This window comes from Nocardia rhizosphaerae, from assembly GCF_042650365.1.
GTDB classification, from domain to species: Bacteria; Actinomycetota; Actinomycetes; order Mycobacteriales; family Mycobacteriaceae; genus Nocardia; species Nocardia rhizosphaerae.
Genome location: NZ_JBHSBA010000005.1, coordinates 159369 through 172720, shown reverse-complemented (window position 1 = coordinate 172720; position 13352 = coordinate 159369). Strand labels below are relative to the sequence as shown.

General features: G+C 68.2%; 11 protein-coding genes. 8 read left to right on the top strand and 3 right to left on the bottom strand.

Features of this window, described 5'->3' with window-relative positions:
* On the top strand, positions 1-537 hold the full coding sequence (locus ACFOW8_RS10435) for a YceI family protein (protein WP_378549229.1): 537 nt from the start codon (positions 1-3) through the stop codon (positions 535-537).
* A 96-nt stretch (positions 538-633) separates the two neighbouring features.
* On the top strand, positions 634-861 hold the full coding sequence (locus tag ACFOW8_RS10430; protein WP_378550691.1) for a DUF3107 domain-containing protein: 228 nt from the start codon (positions 634-636) through the stop codon (positions 859-861).
* A gap of 170 nt (positions 862-1031) precedes the next feature.
* Here the strand turns inward: ACFOW8_RS10430 and ACFOW8_RS10425 are convergent, their stop codons facing one another.
* Positions 1032-1697, bottom strand: coding sequence for a TetR/AcrR family transcriptional regulator (locus ACFOW8_RS10425; protein WP_378549226.1), 666 nt, complete (start codon positions 1695-1697; stop codon positions 1032-1034).
* Positions 1698-1890: 193 nt separating this feature from the next.
* Here ACFOW8_RS10425 and ACFOW8_RS10420 point away from each other — a divergent pair, with 193 nt between their 5' ends.
* The 3 genes from ACFOW8_RS10420 (at position 1891) to ACFOW8_RS10410 (ending at position 5327) form a co-directional block, all read left to right on the top strand.
* Entirely contained in the window at positions 1891-2979 is a 1089-nt protein-coding gene (locus ACFOW8_RS10420) for a DUF3152 domain-containing protein (protein WP_449289766.1), read from the top strand.
* A 201-nt stretch (positions 2980-3180) separates the two neighbouring features.
* On the top strand, positions 3181-4362 hold the full coding sequence (gene moeZ / locus ACFOW8_RS10415) for an adenylyltransferase/sulfurtransferase MoeZ (RefSeq protein ID WP_378549223.1): 1182 nt from the start codon (positions 3181-3183) through the stop codon (positions 4360-4362).
* Positions 4363-4475: 113 nt separating this feature from the next.
* Entirely contained in the window at positions 4476-5327 is an 852-nt protein-coding gene (locus ACFOW8_RS10410; RefSeq protein ID WP_378549220.1) for a TIGR02569 family protein, read from the top strand.
* 54 nt (positions 5328-5381) lie between these two features.
* Here the strand turns inward: ACFOW8_RS10410 and ACFOW8_RS10405 are convergent, their stop codons facing one another.
* Both ACFOW8_RS10405 and ACFOW8_RS10400 read right to left on the bottom strand, forming a co-directional pair.
* A complete protein-coding gene (locus tag ACFOW8_RS10405; RefSeq protein WP_378549218.1) occupies positions 5382-6863 on the bottom strand; it encodes an MFS transporter in 1482 nt (493 codons plus the stop codon).
* 169 nt (positions 6864-7032) lie between these two features.
* Complete coding sequence (locus ACFOW8_RS10400) at positions 7033-7704, bottom strand: FadR/GntR family transcriptional regulator (RefSeq protein WP_378549216.1); 672 nt, start codon at positions 7702-7704, stop codon at positions 7033-7035.
* A gap of 78 nt (positions 7705-7782) precedes the next feature.
* On the opposite strand from ACFOW8_RS10400, the gene ACFOW8_RS10395 reads away from it, so the two are divergent.
* The 3 genes from ACFOW8_RS10395 to nirB all read left to right on the top strand — a co-directional run bounded on the left by ACFOW8_RS10395 (position 7783) and on the right by nirB (position 13348).
* Entirely contained in the window at positions 7783-9036 is a 1254-nt protein-coding gene (locus tag ACFOW8_RS10395; protein WP_378549215.1) for a CynX/NimT family MFS transporter, read from the top strand.
* 285 nt (positions 9037-9321) lie between these two features.
* The gene (locus ACFOW8_RS10390) at positions 9322-10770 is read left to right on the top strand and encodes a nitrate/nitrite transporter (RefSeq protein ID WP_378549213.1); all 1449 of its coding nucleotides are present in this window, start codon (positions 9322-9324) and stop codon (positions 10768-10770) included.
* A gap of 31 nt (positions 10771-10801) precedes the next feature.
* Positions 10802-13348 carry a nitrite reductase large subunit NirB gene (gene nirB / locus ACFOW8_RS10385; RefSeq protein WP_378549211.1) on the top strand — a complete coding sequence of 849 codons (2547 nt, stop codon included), beginning with the start codon at positions 10802-10804 and terminating at the stop codon, positions 13346-13348.
* The last annotated feature ends 4 nt before the right edge of the window (positions 13349-13352 follow it).

Genomic DNA, 13352 nt, shown 5'->3' with positions numbered 1-13352 from the left:
ATGACTTCCTCGACACAGACCCAGCAGCTGAAGGCCGGATCCTGGGCGCTCGACGCCAGCCACTCCACGGTGGCCTTCACCGTGCGTCACCTCGGCATCGCCAAGGTCCGCGGCGGTTTCACCCGCTTCGAGACCGAGTTCGTCGTCGACGAGAACGGGGCGGCGACCATCGGCGCCACCATCGACCTCGACTCCTTCGACACCGGCAACGCCGACCGCGACGCCCACATCCGCAACGCCGACTTCCTCGATGTCGCCAACCGCCCGACCCTCACCTTCCGTGCCAGCGGACCGGTGACGATCGCCGAATCGTTCACCGTCACCGGCGAGGTCACCCTCGGCGCCGTCACCAAGCCGGTGACCCTCGAGGCCGAATGGGGAGGCGTCGCCCCCTTCATGGACGGCACAAGGCACGCGGGCTTCTCCGCCACCGGCTCGATCAAGCGCACCGACTTCGGCGTCGGCGGCCCGATGCCCGGCATGCTGTCGGACGCGGTGAAGATCGAACTCGAGATCGAGCTGATCGAGCCCGCTTGACGTTCGCTCACAGCGCAGGGCGGAGTGGTACCGGTGTCGTCGGCCTCGACTAGCCTGGAACCGACAACACAGGACTCTTACGTTCGGAGGTTGGCCGTGGAGGTCAAGATCGGTATTTCGGATAGCCCGCGTGAGCTCGTCATCAACAGCGCGCAGAGCCCTGAGGAGATCGAGGCGCTGGTGACCGAGGCGCTCAGCGGCGCGAGCGGCGTCGTCGCGCTCACCGACGAGAAGGGGCGCAAGTTCCTGATCCAATCCGCCAAGGTCGCCTACGTCGAGATCGGCTCGCCCGCCGTCGGCCGCGTCGGCTTCGCCACGGTCTGATAGAACCCCGAAACATCGAACGCCCCACGATCAATTGATCGTGGGGCGTTCGGCATGGCGACGAGACACCTGAGCTCGTATCGACATGGGTAACTCGCCGGGTACCGGCTAACCGGGCCAGCACGGGGGGCCGACCGCCCACGCGACCCGCCCCGCGCTCGGGTCTGGCCTCAAGACGCGGAGAGGCGGATCGGCACGTGCTTGAGGCCGCCCCAGGCGAGGGCGACCGTGGTGTCGACGGCCTCGTCCTTGGGGATGGGGCGGTCGGCCTCGAGCCAGTAACGGGCGGTGAACTGGCTCGCGCCGACCAGGCCGACGGCCAGGATGCGGGCGCGGTAGGGATCGAGACCGGAGTCGTGCGCGACCAGATCGAAGACCGCGTCGACGCACGCCTCGGTGGCCTGCTCGACCCGGCGCTGCACCTGCGGCTCCGAGGTGAGGTCGGATTCGAAGACCAGACGGAAGCCCTGCATCTCGTTGTCGACGAAATCGAAGTAGGCCGCCACCGCGGCGCGCACGCGCTGCTTGTTGTCGGTGGTGGAGCGCAGCGCCTGCCGCACACTCGACACCAGGATGTCGACGTAGTTCTGCAGCACGGCCAGGTACAGCTCGAGCTTGGAGGTGAAGTGCTGGTAGAGCACCGGCTTGCTGACCCCGGCCACCTGGGAGATCTCGTCCATCCCGGCGGCGTGATAGCCGCGCTGCACGAACACCTCGCTGGCCGCGAGCAGCAGTTGCTGACGCCGCTCGTCGCGGGGTAGCCGGGTGCCGCGCTTGGCCGGGACCGTTTCCGGCACCGATCGGCGCGAGGTCATGCGGTCCACGAGGTCTGTCATCTCGGCTCTCTTTGTCGATTATGTCCGGGCCTTGGCGCTTCACCGGTGTGCCACGAACGATACCCGCCTGGTGTTCCGGATAAGTTTCGCCCTGGAACTGTAGTACCAGGCCGCGGGGTTCGTCGGGCCGTAACCGGCCGATCGCACGCGGCCGCCGCGTGTGCCCGGAGGCTCACTGTGAGAATCTGGTGGAGTGACCGACCGCCCGGAACGACCCTCCGGCGGCGGGCGCGATGCCGCTCGCCCCATTCCACCCACCGAGTCAGGTTCCGTGACGTCGGCGCCAGCAGGGCGAAAACTCGAGGTCTACGACCCGCTGGGGCTGTACCAGCCCGCCGACCGCTCCCGTCAGCCGCTGCGTGCCCGCTGGAATCCCACCGAGACCGACAACGGCCGCCCGCGCAGCCCGCAGCGTGACGCCAAGAAGCAGAGCGCGCTCGGCCGTTTCGTCTCCCGCTACGGCTGGCGGGCCTACGCGCTGCCGGTGCTGCTCGCGGTCACTGTGTTCGTTGTCGTCGACGCCATGCGCACCAGACCGGCGCCGCCCGCCGCCGATCCCGGCTTCGGCGCGCTCAGTCCGGGGACCGCGGAGGCCGGCATCATCGGCGCACCGCCCGGTGACGGGAAGTTCCCCGCCGATCTGCCGCTCGGCGCGCTGCCCGACGGTGGCGAATTCGCCGAGCGCGGCGCGGGCACCTGGCATGTGGTGCCGGGGACGGGCCCTCAGGTCGGCGCGGGCACCGAGCGGGTGTTCCGCTACACCGTCGAGGTGGAGGACGGCGTCGACACCACCCCGTTCGGCGGCGACGCCGCGGTGGCGACGATGATCGAGACCACTCTGGCCAACCCGAAGAGCTGGACCAACGACCCCAAGTTCGGCTTCCAGCGGATCGATACGGGCGAGCCGGATTTCCGGCTCTCGCTCACCTCGCGCGACAGTACCCGTGCCGCCTGTGGCTTCGAGATCCCGATCGACTCGTCCTGCTACAACGCCGGTATCGACCGGGTGGTGCTGTCGGAGGTGCGCTGGGTGCGCGGTGCGCTGGCCTTCGACGGCGACATCGGCTCCTACCGGCAATATCTGATCAATCACGAGGTCGGCCACGCCATCGGCTACCACAGTCACCAGCCGTGCGAGAGTGACGGCGGCCTGGCCCCGATCATGATGCAGCAGACCTTCGGCACCAGGAACAACGACATCGCCGCGCTCGACCCGCACGGCGTGGTGCCCGCCGACGGCAAGACCTGCCGTTTCAACCCCTGGCCGTACCCGAGGGGCTGAGGCCACGAGCGATGCGCGACCATGGACGGGAAGAACCACGCGACGGGCGACGTTGTCAACGGTGCCAACCCGCACGGTTTTCGGCCGCCTCGCCGCCGAGGGGCGAGGCGTAACGGCGAAGCCGGAGAATCGCCCCTGGGCGGCGAGGTCACGAGGCCGAAAACCCGCGGCGCCAGCCGCCATAGATACAGGAGCTCTGACGTGTCATTCAACGGGTCTCTGCCGCCGCTCGTGGAGCCGGCCGCGGAACTGACCAAGGACGAGGTCGCTCGCTACAGCAGGCACCTGATCATTCCCGATCTGGGCGTGGACGGTCAGAAGCGGTTGAAGAACGCCAAGGTGCTCGTGATCGGCGCCGGCGGGCTCGGTTCGCCCGCGCTGCTCTACCTGGCCGCGGCCGGGGTCGGCACGCTCGGCATCGTCGAGTTCGACGAGGTCGACATGTCGAACCTGCAGCGCCAGGTCATCCACGGCGAATCCGATATCGGCCGTTCCAAGGCCGACAGCGCCCGCGATTCCATCCTGGAGATCAACTCCGGGATCGATGTGCGGCTGCACAAGATCCGGCTGGAGCCGGACAACGCCGTCGAACTGTTCGGTGAATACGACCTGATCGTCGACGGCACCGACAATTTCGCCACCCGCTACCTGGTCAACGACGCCGCCGTGCTCGCGGGCAAGCCGTACGTGTGGGGTTCGATCTACCGCTTCGAGGGCCAGGTGTCGGTGTTCTGGGAGGACGCCCCCGACGGCCGAGGCATCAACTACCGCGACCTGTACCCGGAGGCTCCGCCGCCGGGCATGGTGCCGTCGTGCGCCGAGGGCGGCGTGCTCGGCGTGCTGTGCGCCTCGATCGGTTCGGTGATGGTGACCGAGGCGATCAAGCTGATCACCGGGATCGGTGAGACGCTGCTCGGCCGCCTGATGGTCTACGACGCACTGGACATGAACTACCGCACCATCAAGCTGCGCCGTGATCCCGAGCGCCAACCGATCACCGAACTGATCGACTACGAGGCGTTCTGCGGTGTGGTCTCGGACGAAGGCATGGCCGCCGCGGCCGGGTCCACGATCACCGCCGCCGAGCTGAAGGATCTGCTCGACGCCGACAAGATCGAGCTGGTCGACGTGCGCGAACCGGTCGAGTGGGAGATCGTGCACATCGAGGGCGCGACACTGATCCCCAAGGACCGCATCCTCTCCGGCGAGGCGCTCTCGGAACTGCCGCAGCACAAGCCGATCGTGCTGCACTGCAAGACCGGGATCCGGTCGGCCGAGGCGCTGGCCGCGCTCAAGCGCGCCGGTTTCGCCGACGCCACTCACCTGCAGGGTGGCGTGGTGGCCTGGGCCAAGCAGGTCGATCCGTCGCTGCCGGTCTACTGACCCGGTAACTGCGCTGTTGCCGACCTCGCCGAAGATTGCGGCGAGGTCGCGAAGTGCCTGTGTGCCAGCGTGCCTGCGGGCTTCGGCGGTGGCTGCGGGGTTACGGTACGGCCGTGACCTCAGTCGAACCTCCCGAACATGTGCGAGCCACATTCGGGCTTCGCGAAGTGACACCGGTGTCCCTCGGGGACTGGGACGGTGGCTGGCGGCTGGGTGAGGTGGTGCTGAGCCCGGTGGCCGATCACGCGCGGGCCGCCTGGTCGGCGAAGGTCAGGGAAACGCTCGCCGTCGACGGGGTGCGTTTGGCCCGCCCTGTGCGTGCCACCGACGGCAGATACGTGGTTTCCGGCTGGCGCGCCGACACCTATATCGACGGTGCGCCGGAGCCGCGTCACGACGAGGTGGTCTCGGTGTCGCTGCGGTTGCACAAGGCCACTTCGCAGTTGGAGCGGCCGCGGTTCCTCGTGCAACCACCGGTCGCGCCGTGGGTGGACGTCGACGTGTTCGTCGCCGCCGATCGCGCGGCCTGGGAATCGGTGCCACTGCGCAGCCTGCGCGCGGGCGGAGTGCCCATCGCCCCGACTCCCGACGGGCAGCGCAGCCTGGAACTGATCGGCCAGCTCGCCACCCTGCGCAAGCCGGTGCGCAGCCCGGATCAGCTGGTCCACGGCGATCTGTTCGGGACCGTCCTGTTCGCCGGCGCGCACACCCCGGGGCTCACCGACATCACCCCCTATTGGCGACCCGCCACCTGGGCCGCCGGCGTGGTCGTCGTCGACGCTCTCGCCTGGGGCGGCGGTGACGACGGACTGCTCGAACGCTGGTCGACACTGCCCGAATGGCCACAGATGCTGTTGCGCGCCTTGATCTTCCGCCTGGCCGTACACGCCCTGCACCCACGCTCCACCCCGGAGGCCTTCCCTGGCCTCGCCCGCACGGCCGACATGGTGCGGCTGGTGCTGTAACAGCCACGCCCGGGCAAGAGAACCCGGGCGTGGCTGCGGAGTTGGACCGTGTCGTTACACGTTGGCGTAGGCCAGCGACGGCATCCGCTCGACGGCGAACGAGGTGCGCAGGTAGCACCACCAGGTCACGGCGGCCATCACCAGGAAGGCGACGGCGTAGCCCCAGAACGCGGGGGCCATGGAGCCGAAGTTGATGTTGGACAGGCGAAGCGCCTGCTGCAGGATGAAGCCACCGAAGGCGCCGACCGCGCCGATCACGCCGATCGCGGCACCGGCCTGGCGGCGGGCGGTGGCCGCGGTCTCGGCCGCGTCGAGGCCGTTCTCGGCCGCGTACTGCTTGGTGGTGGCGCCGAAGATCGAGGGGATCATCCGGTAGGTCGAGCCGTTACCGATGCCGGTGAGCACGAACAGCAGCAGGAACGCGGTGAGGTAGAGCGGGAAGCTCTTCATCGACAGCGCGGCCATGATCAGCGCGACCGAGACCGCCATGCCGGTGAAGACGTACACGGTGATCCTGGCGCCACCGACCTTGTCGGCGATCCAGCCGCCGACCGGGCGGCTGAAGGAACCGACGAACGCGCCGAGGAAGGCCAGGTTGCCGACCATGGTGATCCAGCCGATCTGGGCCAGGTGCGGGAAGTTGGCCTTGATCAGGGTCGGGAAGGCGAACGAGAAGCCGATGAACGAACCGAACGTGCCGATGTAGAGGAACGCCATGATCCAGGTGTTGCGGTTGGTCAGCGCCAGCTTGTAAGACTTGCCGTCGGCCTTGGCCGAGACGATCGAGTCCATGTAGCGCAGCGCGCCGACCACGGCCACCACGATGAACGGCACCCAGAGCAGGATCGCGAGAGTGATGCCGAGCCGGTAGCCGGCGGCGTCCTTGGCCAGCAGGTGGGTGCCGAGGGTGACCAGCAGCGGCGCCGCCAGCTGGGTCTGGGCGACACCCAGGTTGCCGCCTGCGGCGTTGATGCCGAGCGCGGCGCCCTTCTTGCCCTCGGGGAAGAAGAACGAGATGTTGGCCATCGAGGACGAGAAGTTACCGCCACCGACGCCTGCCAGTGCGGCGAGCAGCACGAAGACCCACATCGGGGTGTCCGGCTGGTTGACGAAGAACGCCATGCCCAGCGTCGGTGCCAGCAGCAGGCCGGCGCTGAAGGCGGTGAACGCCCGCCCGCCGAAGCGGGGGATGGCGAAGGTGTACGGGATGCGCAGGGTGGCGCCGACCAGGCTGGGGACCGAGGTCAGCAGCAGCGCGTTGGCCACCGCTGTCGGGTTGCCTTTGCCGAGGCCCTCGAGGAAGGTGAAGCCCGCGGCGCCCATGGCGGTGACGATGGAGCCCCACAGGACCCACACACTGAAGCCGAGATTCTCGGCGAACACCGAGAACCACAGGTTCTTCTTGGCGGTGCGCTCACCGCCTGATGCCCAGAATTCCGGATTGTCCGGTTCCCAGTGGGTCAACCAGCGACCCTTTTTCTGAAATTCGAAGGACGGAGTTTCCGTCTGCTGGCCGGTGGCGGCAATCGCGGTCATCGGCTTCCTCTCGATCGAGCACATGGTGCGGGGTCGAGACAACCGTAGAAAGCCGTTGTTGCGTACCAATGGCCTCAGGTGACGTTCCAGCCAATTCGGGCTCACCGCCGCGATCGGCCGCCGGTGACTGTCCGGTTACCTGGATGTAGAAGAGGCGGCTGTTCGGATATCAGCGGTCGGGATAGTCGGCGATGAGCGAGGCCAGGAAACAGCGGGTGGCCTGCATCGCCTTGTCGGCGTCGCCGTCGATGACGGCTTGCACGAGTTCGGCGTGCTCGGTGTCGTAGGCGTCGTCGGAGCGGGACGTGCGCGCGTGGATCACCTGTTCGATGATCGGCAGCAGCGAATCGTAGAACTCCAGGTATACCGCGTTGTGGCTGGCGACGACGATCGCGCGGTGCAACTCCACGTCGGCGGCGATGGCCACCGGATCCGGCTCGTTCCAGCTGCGGTTGCTGCGTTCGGCCAGCAGCCTGCGCAGATTGGCGATATCGGTGTCGTCGCGGCGGCGCGCGGCCAGGCCCGCGGCGGTCGTGTCGAGGGCCTGCCGGAGTTCGAGGATGTCGCGCTCCTCGGCGTCGGCGAAGTATTTGGCCAGGGTGCCGCCGACCTCCGAGGTGGCGATCACATAGGTCCCCGAGCCTTGCCGGCGTTCGAGCATGCCCGCGTGCACGAGGGCCTGCACGCCTTCGCGGACGGTATTGCGCCCGGTCCCGGTGAGTTCGGTCAGCTCCGGTTCGGTGGGGATCCGCTGGCCGACTGGCCAACGGCCGGAACGGATTTCGGCCCGAAGCTGTTCGGTGACCTGAGCGATGAGGCTGGTTCGCCGGACGGGTTGCACGCAGCAAGCGTACTCATCCGTGTGGAGATGGCTCACAAACACTTGGCTTCAGTCATCGGGTCATCCTATGATTCGTGGGTGACCGCGACCCTCCCCGAAACCCGATCCCTGCCCGAGGTCGGCACGCGCCGTCGTGCCCGCGCGCTGCTCGAGGGCCGCCTGCTCGTCTTGGCGGCCATCGTCATGTCGGCGCTCACCCTGCGGGCGGCGGTGACGGCGTTCAGTCCGCTCGCGGAGGAGATCGGCGCCGATATCGGGTACGGGACGGCGATCGTCGGGGTGTTCGGCATGCTGCCGACCGCCATGTTCGCCGTCGCCGGGCTGGTCACGCCGCTGCTGGTGCGCCGGTACGGGCTCGAGCGCACGGTGCTCGTCGCCATGCTGCTGGCCGGCGTGGGGTCGCTGACCCGCGTGTTCGCCCACAGCACCGGCGAGCTGCTCGCCTATTCCGGGGTGGTCCTGCTCGGCATGGGCATCGGCAATGTGGTCATCCCGCCGCTGGTGAAGCGGTATTTCGCCGACCGGCTGGCCGCGATCAGCTCCCTCTACATCGTCATGGTGCAGCTCAGCACGGTCGTGCCCGCGTTCGTCGCGGTGCCGCTCGCCGACGAACACGGGTGGCGGATCTCGATGGGCGTGTGGGCGCTGGTCGGCTTCGCGGCCGCGGTGCCGTGGCTGTTCGTCCTGCGCGATCGCAAGGGGCGCGACCTCGTCGATGTCAGCGCGCTGCCCGCCGAGCCCGCTCCGGCCGTCGGTCGGCCATGGCGCTCGCCGCTGGCCTGGGGCATGGCGGCCATGTTCGGCATGACCTCGCTGACCACCTACGCCATGTTCGCCTGGCTGCCCAAGATCCTGTCCGACGCGGGCGCGAGTGCCGGCTTCGGCGGCAGCATGGTCGGGCTGTTCGCGCTGATGGGGCTGATCCCCGCGCTGGCCGCGCCCACCGTGGTCTCGCGCATGCGCAATCCGTTCCCGGTCGTCGTGGGCTGCATGGTGCTGTTCGTCATCGCCTTCGCCGGACTGCTGCTCGCGCCGATGAGCGCGCCCGTGTTGTGGGTGGTGCTGCTCGGCCTCGGCCCGAGCACCTTCCCGATGGCGCTCACCCTGATCAACCTGCGCACCCGCACCCCGCGTGGTTCGGCCGCGCTGTCGGGGTTCACCCAGGGCGTCGGCTACGCGGTGGCCTGTGTCGGCCCCCTGCTGTTCGGCATGCTGCACACCTGGACCGGTGGCTGGGCGGTCCCGTTCGCCATGCTGCTCGTCGCGCTCGGCGTGCTGCTGGCCGGTGCCTGGCAGGCGTGCAAGCCGCGCATGCTCGAGGACACCTGGTAATCGTCTGCCGCGGCGAATTCCTCACCGTCGAGATGCGACCGGGGTGAGTTTGGCATAAAGTCTCTGTGGGGCGTCCCAGGTCACACCTCACCGGCGTTTACGCCGATTTCTCGCCGCCTTCTTACCCATGGAAACCGTTGCGTTACCTGGCGGTAACAAACGAGTCGATCTCACGTCCCTGACCGGGGAATCGTGAGAAACCGTTGATTCAGGCGACATTTCCCGCAGCATTCCGGCAATACCCATTTCCTACCGTTGGGCCATCGCATATCTGGGAGGCCCAACTTGACGACGCTGAAGCGTAACCACGACATCGAGCACTGGGATGCCGAAGATGTCGCGGCCTGGGAGGCCGGCGGCAAGGACATCGCCAAGCGCAACCTGATCTGGTCGGTGATCGCCGAGCATGTCGGGTTCTCGGTGTGGTCGATCTGGTCGGTCATGGTGCTGTTCATGCCCTACGACCAGTTCCAGATCGACGCGGGCGGCAAGTTCTTCCTGGTCGCGGTCTCCACCCTCACCGGCGCCTTCCTGCGCATCCCCTACACCGTCGCGACCGCGAAGTTCGGCGGCCGCAACTGGACCATGATCAGCGCGGGCATGCTGCTGGTGCCGACCCTGCTGGCGCTGTACTTCATCAACCAGCCCGGCACGTCGTACACGACGTTCCTGATCATCGCGGCGTTCGCCGGTATCGGCGGTGGCAACTTCGCCTCGTCGATGACCAATATCAACGCCTTCTACCCGCAGCGGCTCAAGGGCTGGGCGCTCGGCATCAACGCCGGTGGCGGCAATATCGGCGTCCCGGTGATCCAGCTGCTCGGCCTGCTGGTGCTGGCGACCCTCGGCGCCGAATACGCCTCGGTGGTCTGCCTGGTCTATCTGGTCCTGATCGCGATGACGGGTATCGGCGCCGCGCTCTACATGGACAACCTGAAGAGCCAGAAGGCCGATATGTCGTCCATGGTCGAGGCGCTGCGGGTGCCGCAGTCCTGGGCGATCGCCTTCCTCTACATCGGTACCTTCGGCTCGTTCATCGGCTACAGCTTCGCGTTCGGCCAGGTCCTGCAGATCAACTTCGCCGCCGGTGGTGACTCCGCGGTGCAGGCCTCGCTGCACGCGGCGCAGATCGCCTTCATCGGCCCGCTGCTCGGCTCGCTCTCGCGTCCCTACGGCGGCAAGCTCGCCGACCGGATCGGTGGCAGCAAGGTCGCCATCGGCACCTTCTTCGCCATGATGGGCGCCACCGCGCTGGTGATCGTGGCCAGCACGCTGAGCGACCGCAACGGCGGAGTCGCCGACGGTGCCGTGATGGCGGTGCTTGTGGTCGGCTTCATCGCCCTGTTCATCCTGTCCGGTTTCGGCAACGGTGCCGTCACCAAGATCATCCCGTCGGTGTTCGAGGCCAAGTCGCAGAGCAGGCCGGGCAGCGCGGGGGAGCGGGCCGCGTGGTCGCGCAACACCTCCGGCGCCCTGATCGGCTTCGTCGGCGCGATCGGCACCCTCGGCGGCGTCGGCATCAATATCGCGCTGAAGTCGTCGTACTCGGCGACCCAGTCGGCCACCACCGCGTTCTGGGCCTTCCTGGTCTTCTACGTGATCTGCGCGGCGGTCACCTACCTGGTGTTCCTGCGCCGCCCCAGCACCACCCTGTCCGACTCCGACGTCGTGGTCGAGGCGGAGAACCTGGTCCTCGCGGCCGAACAGTCCACCACCTCGTCGGCTCGCGGCTGACGCGGCGACCAGCACCAAGGAGGCCACCCTCATGAACAGCACGCGTAAGACAGTGGTCGTGGTCGGCCACGGCATGGTCGGGCACCGCTTCGTCGAAGCCCTGCGCTCCCGTGACGATGCCGGGCAGTGGCGCGTAATCGTCCTGTCCGAGGAGAAGCTGCCCGCCTACGACCGGGTCGGCCTGTCCTACTACGTCGGCAATTGGAACCCCGACGAGCTGGCGCTGTCGGGCAACACCTACGACGGCGACGAACTGGTGGAGCTGCGGCTCGGCCAGCGCGGCGAGACCATCGACCGTGCGGCCAAGACCGTCACCACCTCCGGTGGCGAGGTCATCGCCTACGACGCGCTGGTCATGGCGACCGGGTCCTACGCCTTCGTCCCGCCGGTGCCGGGCCACGATCTGCCCGAGTGCTTCGTGTACCGCACGATCGATGACCTCGACGGGATCCGCGCGGCCGCCGAGGCCGCAGGCCCCGGCGCGCACGGCGTGGTGATCGGCGGCGGTCTGCTCGGCCTCGAAGCCGCCAACGCGCTGCGGCTGATGGGGATGACCCCGCACGTCATCGAATACAACGACCGGCTGATGCCCGCCCAGGTCGACGCCGGCGGCGGCGCGATCCTGGAGAAGCTGGTCAGCGATATCGGCCTGAACGTGCACACCGGTGTCGGCACCGCCAAGATCGAATCCATCGAGGAGGAAGCGGGCGGGGTGCGGCTGCACCTGTCCGACGAGTCCGAGATCCACGCCTCGCTGGTCGTGTTCTCCGCGGGCATCCGGCCGCACGACGCCGTCGCCAAGGACGCCGGGCTCGAGCTCGGCCCGCGCGGCGGCATCCTGACCGACATCTCGCTGCAGACCTCCGACCCCAGCATCTGGGCGATCGGTGAGTGCGCCGCGGTCGAGGGTGTCTGCTACGGCCTGGTCGCGCCGGGCTACACCACCGCCGAGATCGTGGCCGACCGGCTGCTCGGGGGCGCGGGCGAGTTCCCCGGCGCCGACATGTCGACCAAGCTCAAGCTGATGGGTGTCGACGTGGCGTCCTTCGGCGACGCGCACGGCAGCACCGAAGGCGCGCTGTCGGTAGTGCTGCACGACGCCGCCAAGGGCACCTACGCCAAGCTCGTCGTCTCCGACGACGCGCAGACCCTGCTCGGCGGCATCCTCGTCGGCGACGCCAGCCAGTACGCGGCGCTGCGCCCGCTGGTCGGCCGTCCGCTGCCCGCCGACGCCGCCGCGCTCATCTCGCCCGCCGGTGCCGAACTCGGCGCCGACGCGCTGCCCGACGACGCGCAGATCTGCTCCTGCAACAACGTGAGCAAGGGCGCCATCTGCGGCGCCATCGCCGAGGGCGCCTGCGACATCCCCGGCGTCAAGAGCTGCACCAACGCCGGTACCTCCTGCGGTGGCTGTGTGCCGATGATCAAGAAGCTGCTCGAGCAGTCGGGCGTGGAGATGTCCAAGGCCCTGTGCGAGCACTTCGCGCAGTCGCGCGCCGAACTGTTCGACATCGTCGCCGTCACCGGCATCCGCACCTTCTCCGAGCTGATCGCCAAGCACGGCACCGGCACCGGTTGCGATATCTGCAAGCCGACCGTCGCCTCCATCCTCGCCTCCACCTCGAGCGATCACATCCTCGAGGGCGAGCAGGCCGCGCTGCAGGACACCAACGACCACTTCCTGGCCAACCTGCAGAAGAACGGCACCTACTCGGTGGTGCCGCGGATGCCCGGTGGTGAGGTCACCGCCGAGCAGCTGATCGTCATCGGTGAGGTGGCCAAGGAGTTCGGGCTCTACGTCAAGGTCACCGGTGGTCAGCGCATCGACCTGTTCGGCGCGCGGGTCGAGCAGCTGCCGCTGATCTGGCAGCGCCTCGTCGACGCCGGCATGGAGTCCGGCCACGCCTACGGCAAGTCGCTGCGCACCGTGAAGAGCTGCGTCGGGTCCACCTGGTGCCGCTACGGCCAGCAGGACTCGGTCGGCATGGCCGTGCTGCTGGAGAAGCGCTACCGGGGTCTGCGCTCGCCGCACAAGCTGAAGCTGGCGGTGTCGGGCTGCGCCCGTGAGTGCGCCGAGGCCCGCGGCAAGGACGTCGGCGTGATCGCGACCGAGAACGGCTGGAACCTCTACGTCGGCGGCAACGGCGGCCTCACCCCCAAGCACGCCGTGCTGCTCGCCGGTGAGCTCGACGACGAGACCCTGATCCGCTACATCGACCGCTACCTGATGTTCTACATCCGCACCGCCGACCGGCTGCAGCGCACCGCGCCGTGGCAGGAGGCGCTCGAAGGCGGCATGGACTACCTCAAGGCCGTCGTCTGTGACGACAGTCTCGGCATCGCGGCCGACCTGGAGGCCGCCATGGCCAAGCACGTCGAGGGCTACAAGGACGAGTGGGCCGCGGTGCTCGAGGACGAGAACAAGCTGTCGCGGTTCGTCTCCTTCGTCAATGCCCCTGACGCCGCCGACCCGACCATCTCGTTCGACGACAGCGGCGAGCGCAAGGTACCGGTGCTTCTCGGCTTGCCTCCGATGCCCGCCGGTGTTGGCTCGGACACAGCCGCGGCCGGGAAATAGGCAC

Bases quoted from the DNA above. Each gene is read 5' to 3' on its own strand.
- ACFOW8_RS10435 (WP_378549229.1), top strand. From the start codon at position 1: ATGACTTCCTCGACACAGACCCAGCAGCTGAAGGCCGGATCCTGGGCG.
- ACFOW8_RS10425 (WP_378549226.1), bottom strand. From the start codon at position 1,697: ATGACAGACCTCGTGGACCGCATGACCTCGCGCCGATCGGTGCCGGAA.
- ACFOW8_RS10405 (WP_378549218.1), bottom strand. From the start codon at position 6,863: ATGACCGCGATTGCCGCCACCGGCCAGCAGACGGAAACTCCGTCCTTC.
- nirB (WP_378549211.1), top strand. From the start codon at position 10,802: ATGAACAGCACGCGTAAGACAGTGGTCGTGGTCGGCCACGGCATGGTC.